Below are 21,458 nucleotides of genomic sequence, written 5' to 3' on the forward strand. Positions count from 1 at the left end.
TTAATTTATATAAATTCGTTGTTGATAATTGCTTACTTATAATTATAATTTACAAATGACTTTTACTGCCATAGATTTTGAAACCGCAACTGCATTCCATCCTTGCTCTGTAGGTATTGTTACCGTAGAAAACGGAATAATTGTGGACGAGTTTGTTACTTTGATCAAGCCTCCCAATAATTTATATTCTCCATTTACCATTCAAGTTCATGGAATATATCCACGTGATACATTGAATGCAAAAACATTTGCTCAAGTCTATCCCGAAATTCAAAAACGATTACAAAATAGAGTAGTGGTTGCTCATAATGAAAGTTTTGACAGGAATGTATTGGCTAAATCGATGGCACTTTACAATTTAAATTATGAAGATTTAAATATTGCCTCTCGTTGGGAATGTACCGTAAAAATCTATAAAGCCAAAGGGTTAAAACCGACAAAATTAAGTGATTGTTGCCGAGCAATGAATATTGCTTTAAATCATCACGAAGCATTGTCAGATGCTCGAGCTTGTGCTAAACTATATATGATGAGATAAGATGCTCAATTTCATCCTTTAAGTGAAACGGAACTATTTTTTCATTACTTTAGTCTCTTAACAACAAGGCTTTAAGATGAAAGAAGATTTTCTGCACTACCTCTGGAAATTCAAGAAGTTTGATACTTTAAATTTAAAAACTTCAAATAAAGAAGAGGTTACAATTACTCATGTTGGCCAATATTTAGAATTAGCAGGACCGGATTTTTTTAATGCTCAAATTACCATCGGCAATCAAAAATGGGCTGGTAATGTGGAGATCCATCTTAAATCTTCTGATTGGTATGTGCATCATCATGAAAGAGATGCGGGTTATGAAAACGTGATTCTTCATGTCGTTTGGGAACACGATACCGAAATCTTTAGGAAAGACAATACCGAAATTCCTGTTTTAGAACTCTGTCAATATGTAGATAAGAACACGGTTGCTAATTATCAATCTTTAATGGCTCCTAAATCTTGGATTTATTGCGAAAAACAGTTAAAAGAGATAAGCGAGTTTACATTGAAAAATTGGCAAGAGCGTTTGTTTTTTGAACGATTAGAAAGAAAATCCAAGCCTATTTATGAATTATTGGAACAAACCAATAATGATTGGGAAGCCGTTTTATTTAGTCTATTGGCTAAGAATTTTGGGTTGAATACGAATGGCGATGTTTTTTACCAAAATGCCAAATCAATTCCATTTACTATCATTAGAAAAGAAAGTGCGGAGGTCGAAAATTTAGAAGCCTTACTCTTTGGAAATGCTGGACTACTCGATTCCGAAAAGGAAGATAATTATTTTAAAGATTTAAAAATCAGGTATTTTTATTTGCTGCACAAGTATCAAATAGATAAAATGAATCTGGCACCAGTTCAGTTTTTTAAACACCGACCCGATAATTTTCCAACGATACGACTTTCTCAATTAGCTAATTTATATCAGTCTAGACATAATTTATTTTCTAAAATTACTGATCTCAATTCAGTTGAAAGTTGTTATGATTTATTTCAGATTGCTTCTTCAAAGTATTGGGAGAATCATTATCAATTTGACAAGGAAAGTCCAAAGAAAAAGAAAACATTATCTAAAGCCTTTGTCGATTTATTGATTATAAATACAATCATTCCTATTCAATTTGCGTATGCAAAAAGTATTGGTAAAGAAATTTCTGAAAATCTAATCCAGTTAGTTATGGATGTTCATCCAGAGAAAAATGCGATTATAGATAAGTTTACTTCTTTTGGATTAAAAACTTCAAATGCTTTTGAAACTCAGTCATTATTGCAACTTAAAAATGAATATTGTTCAAAAAGTAAGTGTTTAGATTGCGCAGTGGGAATGGAGTTGATGAAACAAGATTAATTCTTTGGTTTAGAAGATCAGAAATAATATCGTATTTTTGCTAAATTCAATTTTATAAAATAGATAATGGCTCAAAAAATTGCTAGAGTAATTAAACTTAAATATTTTTTCGAAAAATATGGTTTCCATGTATCTTCAAGATTAGCTGATAAATTAGGAATGCGAGTAACAAGTGTTCGCCTTTTTTTTATTTACATCTCTTTTGTTACAGCTGGTCTTTGGTTTGGTGTCTATTTAACTTTGGCCTTTTGGATTAGGCTTAAAGATTTAATTCGCGCAAAAAGAACCTCTGTATTTGATTTGTAAAAAAAATAAAAAAAAGGGATTATAAAGCTTTGACACTTTATAATCCCTTTTTCTATTTATGACTACCAGATATTATTTATCTGGATTATTTAATTTACTATTTTTCTTACCGTAGGCAAAGTAAAGCCCAATACCAATTGCCATCCATATTACTAATCGCAACCAGCTTTCATAAGGAAGTGAGTACATTAAATACACACAAACAAGAATACCAGCGATAGGTACATATGGTACAAATGGAGTTTTGAAAGATCTTGGAGCATCTGGCATTTTTTTACGCATTACTAGTACACCAATACAAACTAATACAAATGCTAATAATGTTCCAATACTTACCATATGTCCTAAGTCACTTACTGGAACAAAACCAGCAAATAAACTTACAAAGATCATAAAGAAGATGTTTGTTTTCCATGGAGTACGGAATTTTTTATGAATATCTCCGAAAAAAGAAGGCAATAGGCCATCTTTACTCATGGTATAGAAAACACGACTTTGTCCCATTAACATCACAAGCATTACAGAAGTGTATCCAGCCAAAATAGCTACGATTAATCCAGTTTGAAGGAATGAATATCCAGTAACAGCAAACGCTGTAGCTGCAGGTTTTGCATCTCCAACAAATTTATAATAAGGAACAAGTCCTGTCATTACGTGAGCAAATAACACATATAAGATAGTACAAATAACTAATGATCCTAAAATTCCAATTGGCATTCCTTTTTGTGGATTTTTAGCTTCTTGTGCTGCGGTAGAAACAGCGTCAAAACCAATAAAAGCAAAGAAAACGGTTCCAGCTCCTGCAGCAATTCCTGACCAACCAAACTGTCCTTTAACACCTGTGTTCTCCGGAATGTATGGAGAGTAATTAGCAGGGTCAATATATTGCCATCCTAAGACAATAAATAAAATAACTACTATAACTTTTAGAACTACTAAAAAGTTATTAATATTAGCAGATTCTTTTGTACCTCTAATTAATAACAAGGAAAGAGCAGAAACGATTAATATAGCAGGAAGATTTATGTATCCTCCGTCTACAACCGTACCATCACCTAGTGTTAATGTTTCCCATGGGGAGCATATGAATTTAGGGTTCAGATGAACACCGTATTTATTTAATAACTCAAGTAAGTATCGTGACCAACTTACCCCGACAGTGGCGGCCCCTAAAGCATATTCAAGAACTAAATCCCATCCTATAATCCATGCCATAAATTCTCCCATTGTTGCATAGGAATACGTATAAGCACTACCTGCAACTGGTATCATAGAAGCAAATTCAGCATAACAAAGTCCTGCAAAAGCACATCCTACTGCGGCAAGGATAAATGATAAAGTTACTGCTGGTCCAGCGTGTTCTGCTGCGGCAATTCCTGTTAGGGAAAATAATCCAGCACCAATTATTGCTCCAACTCCAAGTGCTACTAAGGATCGCGAAGACAATGTTCTTTTTAACCCTTTTTCGTCTTCTGAAGCTTCATTTAGTAAAACCGACAGAGGTTTTGTTTTCCAAATTGACATATATTTATTGGTTTAATTGTTATTAGTGCTCAAATGTATTATTTTTTACAAAATATAAAAATAATTTTTTCAATTTTACTTAAAAATAAAAAGACTTTGATGTTTGTTTAATTTCGAATTTCGAAATAATATTATTATTTACTAATAATAAAATTGCTTTTTTAGCAATTTGACACTAATAATTGTCAAATTATTTTTCTAGTACGAACCATCTTGACGTTTAATTGTATAAATTTAGAGCTCAGTAATTAAAGGGAAATATTGACCGATTTTTATCTAAAAAAATATAATTTTTAATCAATTTCTTGTCAATGGATTTTAAAAATATAAAGTCTTATTTTGAGTTTTCAAAGGATCAACGAGCTGGTATTTTTTCTTTAGTTGTAATAATGCTGTTTTTACAATTGGGTTTTTTCTTTTTTAATGAGAATGTAATTCAAGAGACTGACTTGGGTAAGCAAAAATGGCTTTCCATACAGTCTAAATTTGATGCTTTAAAAAAGGACAAGTCTAAAACACTATTTAAGGTCTATCTTTTTAACCCCAATTTCATCACTGATTATAAAGGCTACAAACTGGGTATGTCAGTTCAGGAAATAGATAGATTACTCGCTTATAGAAAAGAGAATAAATATGTAAACTCTGCAAAACAATTTCAGGCTGTTACTCAAGTATCAGACTCGTTATTGAATAGTATAGCGCCACTTTTTAAATTTCCAGATTGGGTAAACAATAAAAAGGAACGTAAAGAATATGTAGATTATAAAAACAAGTCGATTGTAAATTTTCCTAAGAAGGAAAAATTAGTTTTAATTGATATCAATAAGGCAACGCAAGAAGATTTGATTAAAATTTATGGTATAGGCGAGGTGATTTCTAAAAGGATATTGATTTTAAAAGAAAGTCTTGGAGGCTTTGTTTCGATGGATCAAATGAAAGACGTTTGGGGTTTATCTCCTGAAGTGATCGCTAATCTTGATTCCCATTTTAAAATTGTTGCTGGTAGTAATTTGAAAAAAGTGAATATAAATAATGCGTCTTTGAAAGAAATGGCTCAATTTCCTTATTTTAAATATCCTTTGGCTAAAGAGATTATTATCTATCGAAGTATGAATGGAAATTTTAATAATATTGAGGATTTAATAAATATTAAGGGTTTTCCTGTTGAAAAAGCAAAAATAATTGCCTTATATTTGGACTTTAATTAGAAGTGTATAATTGAAATGGTTTAAATTTTTTTAATTTACTGCAAAATAGTTGTTTTTGTTGCGTATTTTTCTTTCATTAAATCAGATCTTAGTTATGTAGTTCAAAAAAAAAACTTAAGTCTGAAATATAAAGCCTTTGCTTTTCTTTTCAATCACTTCAATTTATAAAAGTAAAAAAAAATATTAAAATACATGGATTCAAATTATTTCACAGAAGAACACCAATTATTTAGAGAGAGTTTAAAAGATTTTTTACAGAAAGAAGTTGTTCCGCATATTGAAAAATGGGAAAAAACGGGGGCAATTGAGCGTTTTATATGGAAAAAATTTGGAGAAATGGGTTTTTTCGGAATACGCTATCCTGAGGTTTATGGTGGATTAAACTTAGATTTATTTTACACTGTTATTTTTTTAGAAGAACTTCAAAAAATTAAATCAGCAGGTTTTGCGGCTGCAATGTGGGCACATTCTTATTTAGCGATGACCCATTTGAATGCAGAAGGGGATGAGCGAATTAAACGTGAGTATTTAGCGCCAAGTATATCTGGTGATAAAATTGGCGCTTTGTGTATTACAGAGCCCTTTGGAGGTAGCGATGTTGCTGGTATGCGCACGACAGCTGTTAAAAAAGGTGATAAATATATTATTAATGGTTCTAAGACATTCATCACTAATGGTGTTTATGGAGATTATTATGTGGTTGCAGCCAAAACTAGTCCTGAGCTAGGTAATAAAGGGATCAGTATGTTCTTGATGGATAGTAATTTAAAAGGAGTTTCCGCTGTAAAACTGGATAAATTAGGATGGAGAGCTTCAGATACTGCGGAAATTGCATTTGATAATGTTGAAATTCCTGTAGAAAATTTGATGGGAGAAGAAGGGAAGGGATTTCCTTATATTATGCAGCATTTTGCTTTAGAGCGTTTGATTATGGCAATAAATGGTCATGCTAGAGCGGAGTATGCAATTGATTATACGATCGAATATATGGGGCAACGTGAGGCTTTTGGTAGGACAATCGATAAGTTTCAAGCTTTAAGACATACTTTGGTAGAACATGCTACTGATGTTGAGCATTGCAAAGTGTTTAATTATGCTGCTGTAGCTCGATTGGATAAAGGAGAATATGTGGTTAAGGAGGCTACTATGGCTAAATTAAAATCTACAAAGGTAGCTGACGAAACAATATATAGTTGTTTACAAATGTTAGGTGGTTATGGTTATATGGAAGAATATCCTTTAGCACGTATGTTTAGAGACAGTCGTTTAGGGCCAATTGGGGGTGGAACTTCGGAAATTCTTAAGGAGATTTTAGCAAAAATGATAATTGACAAACAAAATTATAAGCCAGCGGTGAAATAAAAGCGAACGAACTAGAGTGATTTAGAAGAGCCAGTTTAGTTATTGGCTCTTTTTTTATGTGTGAAGGATAGAAGTGAAAATCCTTTTATGAAGTGTAACGGAATAAAAGATTGTAGCGGATAGCCTGACGGCAAACGGAATGTTGTCTTGGAATGGAATTGTGTTTTGCCGGCACACCAAAAAATAATTGAAATTCATGGTCTGTAATTCAAATTAATGATTACTTTTGCACACTTAACGAAAGGGGGTGTCAATATTATGTTAATTATACCAATTAAAGACGGAGAAAATATAGATAGAGCATTAAAGCGCTATAAGAGAAAATTTGATAAAACAGGAACTGTTCGTCAATTAAGAGCTCGTACTGCTTTTATTAAGCCTTCTGTAAAAAATAGAATTAAAGTTCAAAAAGCAGCTTATATTCAAAACATGAAAGACAACTTAGAAAACTAAGTAGTTCTTTTTACATGATAATTACCGTTAGTCATTAAAGTTTTATAACTTTGATGCTAACGGTTTTTTTATTTTTATATATGGTTACTATTATTGCGGCATTTCGGGATTATTTATTGAAGGAGAAAAAGTATTCTTCACATACTGTAAATGCGTATTTAAATGATGTTTTGAGCTTTCAAACATTTAATACAATAAACTTTGAAGAAGAAAATATTGTGCATCTGGGTTATGGTCGAATTAGAAGCTGGATCGTTTCTCTTGTAAACGGTGGTTTGTCTAATGTAACTGTCAATAGGAAAATAGCTTCTTTAAAAGCTTTTTATAAATTTCTATTAAAGACGAAGCAAATTGAAGTTAGTCCTCTGTTGAAACACAAGGCATTGAAAATCCCAAAAACACTACAGATTCCTTTTTCGGAAAAAGAAGTGGTGGCGGTGTTGAGTGGTGTTGAGAACCCTGTTGGTTTTGAAGAGGTTAGAAATAAGTTAATTATTGATTTGTTTTATACTACCGGAATGCGAAGGGCTGAATTGATTCATCTAAATATTAACAATATTAATGTGGAAAACAGTACGGTTAAGGTGCTTGGTAAAAGAAATAAAGAAAGGATTTTGCCGGTTTTACCAATTATCAAGTCTCAATTTTCTCACTATATTAAAGAGCGGTCTGATTTGGAATATATTAAAGATCAAGACTTTTTTTTTCTAACAAAAAAAGGGTTAAAATTGAATGAATCTTTTGTGTATCGATTAATAAATTCTTACTTTAGTACTGTCTCGGAAAAAGTAAAGAAAAGCCCGCATATTTTAAGACATACATTTGCGACTCACTTATTGAATAACGGGGCCGATTTGAATTCAGTGAAAGAATTGTTAGGACATTCTAGTTTGGCTTCGACGCAAATTTACACGCACAGTAGTTTGTCAGAATTGCAAAAAGTGTATAAGGACGCTCATCCAAGGAATAAATAATAATTCGAAATAGTTTAACCATTAAAAAAAATGATTATGAAGGTAAATGTTCATGCAGTTAACTTTGCAGTTGACGGAAAACTAGTAAATTATGTTCAAGAACGAATGGATAAATTAGAGAAGTATTACGATAAGGTAGTTTCTTCTGATGTTTATTTAAAAGTTGAAAAGACGAGTGATAAAGAAAATAAAATTGTTGAGGTTAAAATTAATGTTCCGGGAGATGATTTTTTAGTAAAAAAACAGTGTAAGACTTTCGAAGAGGCAATAGAACTTTCGGCTGAATCCTTAGAGCGATTGTTGGTAAAAAGGAAAGAAAAGATAAGAGCACATATATAATATTAAAATTTTTTTAAAAAATGTTTTGATTGAGAGATAAAATCTCTACATTTGCAGTCCGTTAGAAATAGCGGACTTTTTTTATTGAAACTGCCAGCGTAGCTCAGTTGGCTAGAGCAGCTGATTTGTAATCAGCAGGTCGTGGGTTCGAGTCCCTCCGCCGGCTCAAAATAAGCAGTAGTATTGCATTTGGCTAAATGTAATATTAAGATAAAAAAAGAGGGGAGATACTCAAGCGGCCAACGAGGGCAGACTGTAAATCTGCTGTGTAAACTTCGCAGGTTCGAATCCTGCTCTCCCCACAAATTTAGATTAGATAAATCTAAATGAAAGTCTCTGCCGGTGTAGCTCAGGGGTAGAGTGCTTCCTTGGTAAGGAAGAGGTCTCGGGTTCAATTCCCGACATTGGCTCAAGTAAGTAGGAAATTGAAATGAATATATAACTAGATTAAAAATTAAGTAAAATGGCAAAAGAAACCTTTAACCGTAACAAACCCCACTTAAACATTGGAACAATTGGGCACGTGGATCACGGAAAAACTACATTAACTGCGGCAATAACTAAAGTGTTATCTGATGCAGGTTACTGTCAAGCAAAATCATTTGATCAAATTGACAATGCTCCTGAAGAAAAAGAAAGAGGTATTACAATTAATACATCTCACGTTGAGTATGAAACTGCTAATCGTCATTACGCTCATGTTGACTGTCCTGGTCACGCGGATTACGTAAAAAACATGGTTACTGGAGCTGCTCAAATGGATGGTGCTATTCTTGTAGTTGCTGCTACTGATGGACCAATGCCACAAACACGTGAGCATATCCTTTTAGGTCGTCAAGTTGGTATTCCTAGAATGGTTGTATTCATGAATAAAGTGGATATGGTTGATGATGAGGAATTATTAGAATTAGTTGAAATGGAAATCAGAGACTTATTGTCTTTCTATGAATATGATGGAGATAATGGTCCTGTTGTTCAAGGTTCTGCTTTAGGTGGATTGAACAATGATCCAGTATGGGTTCCAAAAATTCTTGAATTGATGGAAGCTGTTGATGCTTGGATTGAAGAGCCAGTAAGAGATGTTGCAAAACCTTTCTTAATGCCTGTTGAAGATGTATTCTCAATCACTGGTCGTGGAACTGTTGCTACAGGTCGTATCGAAACAGGAGTTGCTAATACAGGAGATCCAGTTGAAATCATTGGTATGGGAGCTGAAAAATTGACTTCTACTATTACAGGAGTTGAGATGTTCCGTAAAATCCTTGATAGAGGTGAAGCTGGAGATAACGTGGGTATCCTTTTAAGAGGTATTCAAAAAGAAGATATCAAAAGAGGAATGGTAATCTGTAAGCCAGGTTCTGTTAAACCACATGATACTTTCAAAGCTGAGGTTTATATCTTGAAAAAAGAAGAAGGTGGACGTCATACTCCATTCCATAATAACTACCGTCCACAGTTTTACGTACGTACAACGGATGTAACTGGAATCATTACTTTGCCTACAGGTGTAGAAATGGTTATGCCTGGAGATAACTTAACAATTGATGTTAAATTATTAAGTCCAATTGCATTAAACGTAGGTTTACGTTTTGCGATTCGTGAAGGTGGTAGAACAGTTGGTGCAGGTCAGGTAACTGAAATTGCATAATTCTATAAAATAAATTTAAACCAGTAACGGCTTAGGTTGTTACTGGTTTTTAATACGGGCGTAGTTCAAGGGTAGAATAGCGGTCTCCAAAACCGTTGATGGGGGTTCGAATCCCTCCGCCCGTGCAAAATAAAATATATCATAATGGCAAAAGTAGTTAATTACATATCAGAAGCATTTGAGGAATTAAAGTCAAATATGACTTGGCCAACATGGGCTGAGGTGCAACGTCTAACGATTGTTGTTGCTATTTTTTCTGTTCTATTCGCTTTGGCAACATGGGGAGTAGATGAGTTTTTTGCAAAAGCATTAGCTGGATTTTTTAACTGGATAAAAGCGTAGTTTTTGTGATGGCAGATAATAATGTAAAAAAGTGGTATGTTGTTCGTGCAGTAAGTGGGCAAGAGAATAAAGTGAAAGCTTACATAGAAACTGAAATCTCTAGATTAGAGATGGGTGATTATGTTTCTCAAGTTCTAGTTCCTACTGAAAAAGTAGTTACTGTAAAAGAAGGAAAAAAAATAATCAAGGATAAAGTTTATTTTCCTGGTTATGTTATGATTGAAGCAAATCTTGTTGGAGAGATACCTCATATTATTAAGTCTATAACTAGTGTTATTGGTTTTTTGGGTGAGACTAAAGGTGGTGAGCCTGTTCCTTTAAGACTTTCTGAAGTTAATAGAATGCTAGGTAAAGTAGATGAGTTGGCAGTTAATACTGATACTCGTGCTATTCCTTTCAATTTGGGAGAAACTATTAAGGTTATTGATGGCCCTTTTAATGGTTTTAACGGAACGGTTGAAAAAATCAATGAAGAAAAGCGTAAACTAGAAGTAATGGTGAAAATTTTCGGAAGAAAAACGCCTTTAGAATTGAGTTTTATGCAAGTTGAAAAAGTATAATTTTTGTTACATTACATATAATATCTATTACAATCGCTTCCAAAGATTGTAGTGTTAAATTTTTTAAAAAATGGCTAAAGAAATTAGTAAGGTAGTTAAACTACAAGTTAAGGGAGGTGCTGCGAATCCGTCGCCACCGGTTGGACCTGCTTTAGGAGCTGCTGGGGTAAACATCATGGAGTTTTGTAAGCAATTTAATGCTAGAACTCAAGATAAACCCGGCAAAATATGCCCAGTACAAATTACTGTGTATAAAGACAAATCATTTGATTTTGTTGTTAAAACTCCTCCAGCAGCGGTTCAGTTATTGGAAGCTGCAAAGCTAAAATCTGGTTCAGGTGAACCTAATCGTAAAAAAGTAGCTAGTGTTACTTGGGAACAAATTAGAGCTATTGCTGAAGACAAAATGCCAGACTTAAACGCGTTCACTATGGAAGCTGCGATGAGTATGGTTGCTGGAACAGCTAGATCTATGGGTATAACTGTATCAGGAGATTCTCCTTTTTAATTAAGAGAAAAACATGGCAAAATTGACAAAAAAGCAAAAAGAGGCTGCTTCAAAAATTGAAAAGAACAAACTATATACTTTAAAAGATGCTGCGGCATTAATTAAAGTTGTTTCTTCTGCAAAATTTGATGAGTCTGTTGATATCGCAGTTCGATTGGGTGTAGATCCAAGAAAAGCGAATCAAATGGTTAGAGGTGTGGTAACATTGCCTCATGGAACTGGTAAAGATGTTAAAGTATTGGCATTAGTTACTCCAGACAAAGAAGCGGAAGCTAAAGAAGCTGGAGCAGACTATGTAGGTCTTGACGAGTATTTACAAAAAATTAAAGATGGTTGGACAGATGTTGATGTTATCATCACTATGCCAAGTGTTATGGGTAAATTAGGTCCATTAGGTCGTATTTTAGGACCACGTGGTTTAATGCCAAACCCTAAAACAGGTACTGTAACTATGGATGTTGCAAAAGCTGTTCAAGAGGTGAAAGCTGGTAAAATCGATTTCAAAGTTGATAAAACTGGTATAGTGCATGCAGGAATTGGTAAAGTTTCTTTTGGGGCTGAACAAATTTTTGACAATGCTCATGAAATTATTCAAACATTAATCAAACTTAAACCAACTGCGGCTAAAGGAGTTTACATCAAAAGTATCTACCTTACAAGCACTATGAGTCCAGCTATTGCGCTTGACCCTAAAGCAGTATAATTGGTAGTTAAAAATTTTTAGTATGACTAGAGAAGAAAAATCAATCGCGATTGAAGATTTAACTGCACAGTTAGCTGGTACAAATATTGTTTATATAGCAGATATTTCTGGACTAAATGCAGATACAACTTCAAAGTTGAGAAGAGCTTGCTTTAAAGCAGGTATAAAATTAGAGGTGGTAAAAAACACTTTGCTTGTAAAAGCAATGGAGGTTTCTGAAAATGAATATGGTGACTTGCCTACAGTTTTAACTGGGAATAGTGCTATTTTTATCTCAGATGTTGCAAATGCACCTGGTAAGATAATTAAAGACTTCCGTAAAAAATCGGCTAAGCCAGTTTTAAAAGGAGCTTATATTAATGCTGAAGTTTATATTGGAGATGATCAATTAGATGCGTTAGCAACTATCAAATCTAAAGAAGAGCTTCTTGGTGAACTTATTGGATTACTTCAATCACCAGCACAAAGAATTATCTCTGCACTTCAAAACAAATTTGCTGGAGAAGAGCAAACAGAAGAAGCATAATAAAAAAAGGAGGTTTCCTTCAGTTTTATTATTTACAATGCGCACAATAAACAAAATATAATTTTACAAATCATTTTAAAACGATAGAAAAAATGGCAGATTTGAAACAATTCGCAGAACAATTAGTTAATTTAACTGTAAAAGAAGTTAACGAATTAGCAACAATATTAAAAGATGAGTACGGAATCGAACCAGCTGCTGCAGCTGTAGTAGTTTCTGCAGGTGGTGGAGAAGCTGCTGAAGAAGCTCAAACTGAATTCACAGTTGTATTGAAAGAAGCTGGTGCTTCTAAATTAGCTGTTGTGAAAATGGTAAAAGAACTTACAGGTTTAGGTTTGAAAGAAGCTAAAGATGTAGTTGATTCTGCTCCATCAAACGTTAAAGAAGGTGTTTCTAAAGAAGAGGCTGAAGGTCTTAAAAAATCGTTAGAAGAAGCTGGAGCTGTAGTTGAATTGAAATAATTCATTCTTAGTTTAGAATTAGGTTTAGGTCTTGGGTTTAGTCGCCCAAAGACCTAAACCATTTTTCGTATAATAAAAGTCTATCTTGTTTTACTGCAAAATAGATTTTCAGATTAAATTCCTTTTACCCATTACGAGGAAAAAAAATTAACAGATAATAAGAAAGTAGTTATCTTAAATTGGTTTTTAAAGATGTGATGGTCGTAAAAGAAAAGTATAAATAAATTCTTGTTTATACACAAAAAATTACTTTTTAATCAAAATTTTGTCCATTGATGATAACAAATCAGACTGAAAGATTGAATTTTGCCTCTACAAAAAATATCCCGAACTATCCAGATTTTCTAGATGTTCAGGTAAAATCTTTTCAAGATTTTTTTCAATTAGAAACTAAATCTGATGAAAGAGGCAATGAAGGACTTTATAATACCTTCATGGAAAATTTTCCAATTACAGATACAAGAAACAACTTTGTATTGGAATTCCTTGACTACTTTGTGGATCCACCACGTTATACAATTCAAGAATGTATAGAAAGAGGTTTGACACATAGTGTACCTTTAAAAGCAAGGTTAAAACTGTATTGTACAGATCCAGAGCACGAAGACTTTGAAACAATTGTTCAAGATGTATATCTAGGAACAATTCCTTATATGACGCCAAGTGGTACCTTTGTAATCAATGGTGCTGAACGTGTTGTTGTTTCTCAGTTACATAGATCTCCAGGGGTTTTCTTTGGACAGTCTTTTCATGCGAATGGAACAAAATTATATTCTGCCAGAGTAATTCCTTTTAAAGGATCTTGGATAGAATTTTCTACAGATATCAATAGCGTAATGTATGCTTATATCGACAGAAAGAAAAAATTACCTGTAACTACTTTATTCCGTGCAATAGGTTTCGAAAGAGACAAGGATATCCTTGAGATTTTTGACCTTGCTGAAGAAATTAAAGTTTCTAAAACAGGACTTAAAAAATATATCGGTAGAAAATTAGCTGCTCGTGTATTAAATACATGGCATGAAGATTTCGTAGATGAAGATACTGGTGAAGTAGTTTCTATCGAACGTAACGAGATAATCCTTGATAGAGATACTATTATCGACAAAGATAATGTGGAAGAAATCATTGATTCTAACGTTAAATCTATTTTGTTACATAAAGAGGATGCTAATCAAGCTGATTATGCTATCATCCATAACACGTTACAAAAAGATCCAACAAACTCTGAAAAAGAAGCTGTTGAGCATATCTACAGACAATTGCGTAACGCAGAACCGCCTGATGAAGAAACTGCTCGTGGTATTATAGATAAATTATTCTTCTCTGACCAACGTTACAACTTAGGTGAAGTAGGTCGTTATAGAATGAATAAAAAACTTGGTTTAGATATTCCAATGGAAAAGCAAGTGCTTACCAAAGAAGATATCATAACTATCGTTAAGTATTTGATTGAATTAATAAATGCAAAAGCAGATATTGATGATATTGACCACTTATCAAACCGTCGTGTTAGAACAGTTGGAGAACAATTGTCGCAACAATTCGGTGTTGGTTTAGCGCGTATGGCTAGAACTATTAGAGAGCGTATGAACGTTAGAGATAACGAGGTGTTTACACCAATAGATTTGATTAATGCTAAAACATTATCATCTGTTATCAACTCTTTCTTTGGAACAAACCAGTTGTCTCAATTTATGGATCAAACGAATCCACTAGCTGAGATAACGCACAAAAGAAGATTATCTGCACTAGGACCAGGTGGACTTTCGAGAGAAAGAGCTGGATTTGAGGTTCGTGACGTTCACTATACACATTACGGACGTTTATGTCCTATTGAAACACCAGAGGGACCAAACATTGGTTTGATTTCATCTCTTGGAGTTTATGCTAAAGTAAACGGAATGGGATTCATTGAAACACCTTACCGTAAAGTAACTAATGGAGTTGTAGATTTAGAGTCTACTCCTATTTACTTAAGTGCTGAAGAAGAAGAAGGAATGTTAATCGCGCAAGCGAATATTGAAATGGACAATTCTGGAAAAATCATTGCCGAAAACGTAATTGCGCGTCAAGAAGGTGATTTCCCTGTTATTGATCCTGCTCAAGTAGATTATACAGACGTTGCTCCTAACCAAATTGCTTCTATCTCTGCTTCTTTGATTCCTTTCTTGGAACATGATGATGCGAATAGAGCCTTGATGGGATCTAACATGATGCGTCAGGCCGTACCATTAATTCGTCCTGAAGCTCCAATTGTTGGAACTGGTTTAGAGCGTCAAGTAGCTTCTGACTCTAGAGTATTGATAAATGCTGAAGGTCCTGGAGTTATTGAATATGTAGATGCTAATATTATTACTATTAAATACGATCGTTCTGAGGAAGAAAGAATGGTGAGTTTTGATACTGATGAGAAAACATACAATCTAATTAAATTTAGAAAAACCAATCAAGGTACAAGTATTAACCTTAAACCTATCGTAAGAAAAGGGGATAGAGTAGTTCTTGGACAAGTATTATCAGAAGGTTATGCAACTCAAAATGGGGAGCTAGCTTTAGGTCGTAACTTGAAAGTGGCGTTTATGCCATGGAAAGGATACAACTTTGAGGATGCGATTGTAATTTCTGAAAAAGTAGTTCGTGACGATATTTTTACCTCTATTCACGTTGATGATTATTCATTAGAAGTTAGAGATACTAAATTAGGTAACGAAGAATTGACAAATGATATACCAAACGTTTCTGAAGAGGCTACTAAAGACTTGGATGAAAATGGTATGATTAGAATTGGTGCCGAGGTTAAACCTGGTGATATTCTTATTGGTAAAATTACTCCAAAAGGGGAATCAGATCCTACTCCAGAAGAGAAATTGCTTCGTGCAATCTTCGGGGATAAAGCAGGTGATGTAAAAGATGCTTCATTAAAAGCTTCTCCTTCTTTACATGGTGTTGTTTTAGATAAAAAATTATTTGCAAGAGCAGTAAAAGATAAACGCAAACGTACTCAAGATAAAGATGCTTTAGGCGCTTTAGAAATGGAATTCGAAACTAAATTTGTTGAATTAAAAGACAAATTAGTTGAAAAACTTTTCTTAATCGTTAATGGTAAAACATCTCAAGGTGTAATGAATGATTTGGGTGAAGAAGTTTTACCAAAAGGTAAAAAATATACTCAAAAAATGCTTTATGCTGTTGAAGATTTTGCTCACTTAAGCAAAGGTCAATGGGTTGCGGATGACTCAACTAATAAAATGGTGAATGAATTAATTCATAACTATAAAATTAAGTTGAATGATTTACAAGGTGCATTAAGAAGAGAGAAATTCACTATTACTGTTGGAGATGAATTGCCAGCAGGAATCTTGAAATTAGCTAAAGTATATATTGCCAAAAAACGTAAGTTGAAAGTAGGGGATAAAATGGCTGGACGTCACGGTAACAAAGGTATTGTTGCTCGTATTGTTCGTCATGAAGATATGCCTTTCCTTGAAGACGGAACGCCAGTTGATATTGTGTTGAATCCACTTGGGGTACCTTCACGTATGAACATCGGTCAAATTTATGAAACGGTATTAGGTTGGGCTGGACAAAACTTAGGTAGAAAATTTGCTACTCCAATTTTTGATGGTGCTTCTCTTGACCAAATTAATGAATTGACTGACGAAGCTGGAGTGCCACGTTTTGGACATACACACCTTTATGATGGTGGTACTGGAGAGCGTTTCCATCAAGCAGCAACTGTAGGTGTGATCTATATGTTAAAATTAGGACACATGGTTGATGATAAGATGCACGCACGTTCTATCGGACCATACTCGTTGATTACACAACAACCACTTGGAGGTAAAGCTCAATTTGGAGGTCAACGTTTTGGAGAGATGGAGGTTTGGGCACTTGAGGCTTATGGAGCGTCAAGTACACTTAGAGAAATCTTGACAGTGAAGTCTGATGATGTAATTGGTAGAGCTAAAACTTACGAAGCTATCGTAAAAGGAGAGTCTATGCCAGAACCAGGATTACCTGAATCATTCAATGTATTAATGCATGAATTGAAAGGTCTTGGGTTAGACATTAGATTAGAAGAATAATATTTTAGTATTCAGTGTTCAGTTTTTAGTAATCAGTGATAAACTGAACACTTAAAGCTGAATACTGAACACTTTTTTTAATAAGTTTTTAGGATTTAGAGCCGTAAACCGTTCCGATTTTTTATGCAGATTGCTATTTGTGTAACTAGCGCTTTAAATAACAAGTTTAAAGTTTTGAGAAGTAATCCGGAGTAGTAAAGACATGAAGTCCTTTACTAGAATCAATTTTTAATTGCAATTAAATCAATAGTAAAAACTATGATGAATAATAGAAATAATAATAAAGATAAGAACCCTGTAAAAAGGTTCAATAAAATATCAATTGGTCTTGCTTCTCCAGAATCTATCTTGAAAGAGTCTAGAGGTGAAGTTTTGAAACCAGAAACAATCAACTACCGTACACACAAACCAGAGCGTGACGGTCTTTTTTGTGAAAGAATATTTGGACCTGTTAAGGATTTTGAATGTGCTTGTGGAAAGTACAAAAGAATTCGTTATAAAGGGATCATCTGTGACCGTTGTGGTGTTGAAGTTACTGAGAAAAAAGTACGTAGAGATAGAGTAGGTCACATCAACCTTGTTGTGCCAATTGCTCATATTTGGTATTTCCGTTCTCTTCCAAATAAAATTGGTTATATCCTTGGTCTTCCATCTAAGAAATTAGATATGATTATCTACTACGAAAGATACGTAGTAATCCAAGCTGGTATTGCTAAAAATGCAGAAGGTGAATCAGTTCAAAGATTAGACTTCTTAACAGAAGAAGAATATTTGAATATCTTAGATACACTTCCTGCTGATAATCAGTATTTAGATGATTTCGATCCTAATAAATTCGTTGCCAAAATGGGAGCTGAATGTATTATGGACTTATTAGCTCGTATTGATCTGGATGAGTTATCTTACCAATTAAGACATAGTGCTAACAATGAAACGTCTAAACAACGTAAAACAGAAGCATTAAAAAGATTACAAGTAGTTGAGTCTTTCCGTGAATCTAACTTGAACCGTGAGAATCGTCCAGAATGGATGATTATGAAAGTAGTTCCTGTTATTCCACCAGAATTACGTCCACTTGTGCCACTTGATGGAGGTCGTTTTGCAACTTCAGATTTAAATGATTTATACCGTCGTGTAATTATACGTAACAACCGTTTGAAAAGATTAATGGAGATTAAAGCTCCAGAAGTGATCTTAAGAAACGAGAAACGTATGTTGCAAGAATCAGTAGATTCATTATTTGACAATACTAGAAAAGCATCTGCTGTTAAAACAGAATCTAACAGACCATTAAAATCATTATCTGATTCCCTTAAAGGTAAGCAAGGACGTTTCCGTCAAAACTTACTTGGAAAACGTGTGGATTATTCTGCTCGTTCGGTAATTGTTGTTGGACCTGAATTGAAATTGTTCGAATGTGGTATCCCTAAAGATATGGCAGCTGAACTATACAAACCTTTTGTTATCCGTAAATTGATAGAAAGAGGTATTGTTAAAACTGTAAAATCAGCTAAGAAAATAATAGATAAGAAAGAGCCAGTAGTTTGGGATATCCTTGAAAATGTAATTAAAGGTCACCCAATATTACTGAATCGTGCTCCTACTTTGCACAGATTAGGTATACAAGCGTTCCAACCAAAATTAATTGAAGGAAAAGCAATCCAATTGCACCCTTTAGTTTGTACTGCATTTAATGCGGATTTTGATGGGGATCAAATGGCAGTTCACTTGCCGTTAGGACCAGAAGCTATTCTTGAAGCACAATTATTAATGTTGGCTTCTCATAACATTCTGAATCCTGCAAATGGTGCGCCAATTACTGTACCTTCTCAGGATATGGTTTTGGGTCTATATTATATGACCAAAGAACGTATCTCAACTCCTGAACACATTATTTTAGGTCAAGATTTGACTTTCTATTCTGCTGAAGAAGTAAATATTGCATTAAACGAAGGTAAATTAGAATTGAATGCTCGTGTTAGAATTAGAGCTAAAGATTTTAATGATGCTGGAGAATTAGTATATAAAATCATTCAAACTACTGCGGGTCGTGTATTATTTAATGAAGTAGTACCAGAAGCAGCAGGTTATATCAATGATGTATTAACTAAGAAAAACCTTAGAGATATTATTGGTCACGTATTAAACGCGACTAGTGTACCTGAAACAGCAGCTTTCTTGGATAATATGAAAGATATGGGGTATAAATTCGCCTTTAGAGGAGGATTATCATTCTCATTAGGTGATATTAGAATTCCAGAGCAAAAACCAAAATTAATTGCAGATGCTAGAGAGCAAGTTGAAGGTATCTCTGCTAATTATAACATGGGTCTTATTACAAATAACGAACGTTACAACCAAGTTATTGATGTATGGACTTCTGCAAATGCTCAGCTTACTGAATTAGCAATGAAAAACATTAGAGAAGACCAACAAGGTTTCAACTCAGTGTATATGATGCTTGATTCTGGAGCAAGGGGTTCCAAAGAACAAATTCGTCAGTTAACTGGTATGCGTGGTTTGATGGCTAAGCCTAAAAAATCGACTGCTGGTGGTGGGGAAATTATTGAAAACCCGATTTTGTCTAACTTTAAAGAAGGTCTTTCTATCCTTGAGTATTTTATCTCTACTCACGGTGCGCGTAAAGGTCTTGCGGATACTGCCTTGAAAACGGCGGATGCAGGATATTTAACAAGAAGATTGCATGATGTTTCTCAAGATGTTATTGTTAACATCGAAGATTGTGGAACATTAAGAGGTGTTGAAGTTTCAGCATTGAAAAAGAATGAAGAAATTGTTGAATCATTAGGAGAAAGAATTTTAGGGCGTGTTGCATTGCAAGATGTTATTAATCCTTTAACTAATGAAGTATTAGTACAATCTGGACAACAAATTACTGAGGCAATAATGAAAGTAATTGAAGCTTCTCCAATCGAGAAAGTGGAAGTTCGTTCGCCTCTTGTATGTGAAGCTCCTAAAGGTATTTGTGCTAAATGTTACGGTAGAAACTTAGCTACTGGTAAAATGACACAAAGAGGTGAGGCAGTTGGTGTAATTGCAGCACAATCTATTGGAGAACCAGGTACACAGCTGACATTACGTACTTTCCACGTTGGAGGGGTTGCGGGTGGTATTTCTGAAGAATCTAGCATCGTTACTAAATTTAACGGTAAACTAGAAATTGAAGATTTAAAAACTGTTAAAGGTGAAGACAATGATGGTAATGCAGTTGATATCGTAGTTTCTCGTTCAACTGAATTAAAATTAATTGACGAAAAAACAGGTATTTTATTAAATACTCATAATATCCCTTACGGTTCAAGTATTTTTGTAAAAGACGGTCAATCCGTTGCAAAAGGAGATGTAATCTGTAAATGGGATCCATATAATGGAGTTATTGTTTCGGAATTCACGGGTAAAATTGCTTACGAAGATTTAGAGCAAGGTCAATCATTTATGGTTGAAATTGATGAGCAAACGGGTTTCCAAGAAAAAGTAATTTCTGAGTCAAGAGCTAAAAAATTAATACCTACTTTATTGGTTTACGGTAAAGAAGGTGAATTGATTCGTTCTTACAACTTACCAGTAGGTGCCCACTTAATGGTTGAAAATGGGGAGAAAATTAAAGCAGGTAAAGTATTGGTTAAAATTCCACGTCGTTCTTCTAAATCAGGAGATATTACAGGAGGTTTACCAAGAATTACAGAGTTGTTAGAAGCTCGTAATCCATCTAATCCAGCTGTAGTTTCTGAAATTGATGGTGTTGTTTCTTTTGGAAAAATCAAAAGAGGTAACCGTGAGATTGTTATCGAATCTAAATTTGGTGACATCAGAAAGTACTTAGTAAAACTTTCAAGTCAAATTCTTGTTCAAGAAAATGACTTCGTAAGAGCTGGTGTACCTTTATCTGATGGAGCAATCACACCAGATGATATCTTAAGAATTAAAGGACCTGCTGCTGTTCAACAGTATTTGGTTAATGAAATTCAAGAAGTATACCGTTTACAAGGGGTGAAAATTAACGACAAGCACTTTGAAGTAGTAATACGTCAAATGATGCGTAAAGTGAGAGTTCAAGATCCTGGAGATACTTTATTCTTAGAAGATCAATTGATTCATACTAAAGATTTTATCGTTCAAAATGATAAGCTTTATGGTATGAAAGTTGTTGAAGAAGCTGGTGATTCGACTAACCTAAAAGAAGGTCAAATTATAACGCCTCGTGAATTACGTGATGAAAATTCACTTTTAAAACGTAATGATAAAAATATTGTTGTAGCACGCGATGTTATTACTGCTACTGGTACTCCAGTTTTACAAGGTATTACGAGAGCGTCATTACAAACAAAATCATTTATTTCTGCTGCTTCTTTCCAAGAAACAACTAAAGTATTAAACGAAGCTGCTGTTGCGGGTAAAATTGATTATTTAGAAGGATTGAAAGAAAATGTTATTGTTGGTCATAGAATCCCTGCCGGAACTGGTATGAGAGAATACGATCACACGATAGTAGGATCAAAAGAAGATTATAATGATATGATGGCTAATAAAGAGGAATATATTTATTAAG

At 34.0% G+C, this 21,458-nt stretch carries 18 protein-coding genes and 4 tRNA genes; 21 read left to right on the forward strand and 1 reads right to left on the reverse strand.

Annotated elements, in window-relative coordinates; all coding sequences use genetic code 11:
• Positions 1–55: 55 nt before the first annotated feature.
• The 3 genes from AB3G39_RS05825 to AB3G39_RS05835 all read left to right on the forward strand — a co-directional run bounded on the left by AB3G39_RS05825 (position 56) and on the right by AB3G39_RS05835 (position 2,192).
• Positions 56–538, forward strand: coding sequence for a 3'-5' exonuclease (locus tag AB3G39_RS05825; protein WP_369766222.1), 483 nt, complete (start codon positions 56–58; stop codon positions 536–538).
• A gap of 76 nt (positions 539–614) precedes the next feature.
• The gene (locus tag AB3G39_RS05830; protein ID WP_369766223.1) at positions 615–1,886 is read left to right on the forward strand and encodes a DUF2851 family protein; all 1,272 of its coding nucleotides are present in this window, start codon (positions 615–617) and stop codon (positions 1,884–1,886) included.
• Positions 1,887–1,952: 66 nt separating this feature from the next.
• Complete coding sequence (locus AB3G39_RS05835; protein WP_369752465.1) at positions 1,953–2,192, forward strand: PspC domain-containing protein; 240 nt, start codon at positions 1,953–1,955, stop codon at positions 2,190–2,192.
• A 72-nt stretch (positions 2,193–2,264) separates the two neighbouring features.
• Here the strand turns inward: AB3G39_RS05835 and AB3G39_RS05840 are convergent, their stop codons facing one another.
• Positions 2,265–3,716 carry an amino acid permease gene (locus AB3G39_RS05840; RefSeq protein WP_367754873.1) on the reverse strand — a complete coding sequence of 484 codons (1,452 nt, stop codon included), beginning with the start codon at positions 3,714–3,716 and terminating at the stop codon, positions 2,265–2,267.
• A gap of 311 nt (positions 3,717–4,027) precedes the next feature.
• Here AB3G39_RS05840 and AB3G39_RS05845 point away from each other — a divergent pair, with 311 nt between their 5' ends.
• The 18 genes from AB3G39_RS05845 (at position 4,028) to rpoC (ending at position 21,457) form a co-directional block, all read left to right on the forward strand.
• Positions 4,028–4,924 (forward strand): ComEA family DNA-binding protein, encoded by an 897-nt coding sequence (locus tag AB3G39_RS05845; RefSeq protein ID WP_369766225.1) that lies wholly within the window; start codon positions 4,028–4,030, stop codon positions 4,922–4,924.
• Positions 4,925–5,116: 192 nt separating this feature from the next.
• The gene (locus tag AB3G39_RS05850; RefSeq protein WP_369766226.1) at positions 5,117–6,286 is read left to right on the forward strand and encodes an acyl-CoA dehydrogenase family protein; all 1,170 of its coding nucleotides are present in this window, start codon (positions 5,117–5,119) and stop codon (positions 6,284–6,286) included.
• 258 nt (positions 6,287–6,544) lie between these two features.
• Positions 6,545–6,739: a 30S ribosomal protein S21 gene (rpsU, locus tag AB3G39_RS05855; protein ID WP_007137807.1), complete on the forward strand. Its 195-nt coding sequence runs from the start codon at positions 6,545–6,547 to the stop codon at positions 6,737–6,739.
• Between the two features lie 80 nt (positions 6,740–6,819).
• The gene (locus AB3G39_RS05860) at positions 6,820–7,713 is read left to right on the forward strand and encodes a tyrosine-type recombinase/integrase (RefSeq protein WP_369766227.1); all 894 of its coding nucleotides are present in this window, start codon (positions 6,820–6,822) and stop codon (positions 7,711–7,713) included.
• A gap of 36 nt (positions 7,714–7,749) precedes the next feature.
• Positions 7,750–8,052 carry a ribosome hibernation-promoting factor, HPF/YfiA family gene (hpf, locus tag AB3G39_RS05865; RefSeq protein WP_367757973.1) on the forward strand — a complete coding sequence of 101 codons (303 nt, stop codon included), beginning with the start codon at positions 7,750–7,752 and terminating at the stop codon, positions 8,050–8,052.
• A 92-nt stretch (positions 8,053–8,144) separates the two neighbouring features.
• Positions 8,145–8,218 (forward strand) — tRNA-Thr (locus tag AB3G39_RS05870).
• A gap of 55 nt (positions 8,219–8,273) precedes the next feature.
• A tRNA-Tyr gene (locus AB3G39_RS05875) sits at positions 8,274–8,354 on the forward strand.
• Between the two features lie 36 nt (positions 8,355–8,390).
• A tRNA-Thr gene (locus AB3G39_RS05880) sits at positions 8,391–8,462 on the forward strand.
• A gap of 53 nt (positions 8,463–8,515) precedes the next feature.
• Positions 8,516–9,700 carry an elongation factor Tu gene (gene tuf, locus AB3G39_RS05885; protein ID WP_367754865.1) on the forward strand — a complete coding sequence of 395 codons (1,185 nt, stop codon included), beginning with the start codon at positions 8,516–8,518 and terminating at the stop codon, positions 9,698–9,700.
• Positions 9,701–9,754: 54 nt separating this feature from the next.
• Positions 9,755–9,825, forward strand: a tRNA-Trp gene (locus AB3G39_RS05890).
• Positions 9,826–9,844: 19 nt separating this feature from the next.
• Positions 9,845–10,042 (forward strand): preprotein translocase subunit SecE, encoded by a 198-nt coding sequence (gene secE, locus AB3G39_RS05895; RefSeq protein WP_367754863.1) that lies wholly within the window; start codon positions 9,845–9,847, stop codon positions 10,040–10,042.
• A gap of 8 nt (positions 10,043–10,050) precedes the next feature.
• Positions 10,051–10,602, forward strand: a complete 552-nt coding sequence (nusG, locus tag AB3G39_RS05900; protein ID WP_367754861.1) for a transcription termination/antitermination protein NusG — start codon at positions 10,051–10,053, stop codon at positions 10,600–10,602.
• A gap of 70 nt (positions 10,603–10,672) precedes the next feature.
• Entirely contained in the window at positions 10,673–11,110 is a 438-nt protein-coding gene (gene rplK, locus AB3G39_RS05905; RefSeq protein ID WP_367754859.1) for a 50S ribosomal protein L11, read from the forward strand.
• Positions 11,111–11,123: 13 nt separating this feature from the next.
• On the forward strand, positions 11,124–11,813 hold the full coding sequence (gene rplA / locus AB3G39_RS05910) for a 50S ribosomal protein L1 (protein WP_367754857.1): 690 nt from the start codon (positions 11,124–11,126) through the stop codon (positions 11,811–11,813).
• Between the two features lie 22 nt (positions 11,814–11,835).
• Positions 11,836–12,339 carry a 50S ribosomal protein L10 gene (rplJ, locus tag AB3G39_RS05915; protein WP_367754854.1) on the forward strand — a complete coding sequence of 168 codons (504 nt, stop codon included), beginning with the start codon at positions 11,836–11,838 and terminating at the stop codon, positions 12,337–12,339.
• A gap of 92 nt (positions 12,340–12,431) precedes the next feature.
• Positions 12,432–12,800, forward strand: coding sequence for a 50S ribosomal protein L7/L12 (gene rplL / locus AB3G39_RS05920; protein WP_026708579.1), 369 nt, complete (start codon positions 12,432–12,434; stop codon positions 12,798–12,800).
• Between the two features lie 275 nt (positions 12,801–13,075).
• Positions 13,076–16,888 carry a DNA-directed RNA polymerase subunit beta gene (rpoB, locus tag AB3G39_RS05925; RefSeq protein WP_367771745.1) on the forward strand — a complete coding sequence of 1,271 codons (3,813 nt, stop codon included), beginning with the start codon at positions 13,076–13,078 and terminating at the stop codon, positions 16,886–16,888.
• A gap of 258 nt (positions 16,889–17,146) precedes the next feature.
• The gene (rpoC, locus tag AB3G39_RS05930; RefSeq protein WP_367754850.1) at positions 17,147–21,457 is read left to right on the forward strand and encodes a DNA-directed RNA polymerase subunit beta'; all 4,311 of its coding nucleotides are present in this window, start codon (positions 17,147–17,149) and stop codon (positions 21,455–21,457) included.
• Position 21,458 lies beyond the last annotated feature (1 nt).

This window comes from Flavobacterium sp. WC2416, from assembly GCF_041200095.1.
Classification (GTDB): domain Bacteria; phylum Bacteroidota; class Bacteroidia; order Flavobacteriales; family Flavobacteriaceae; genus Flavobacterium.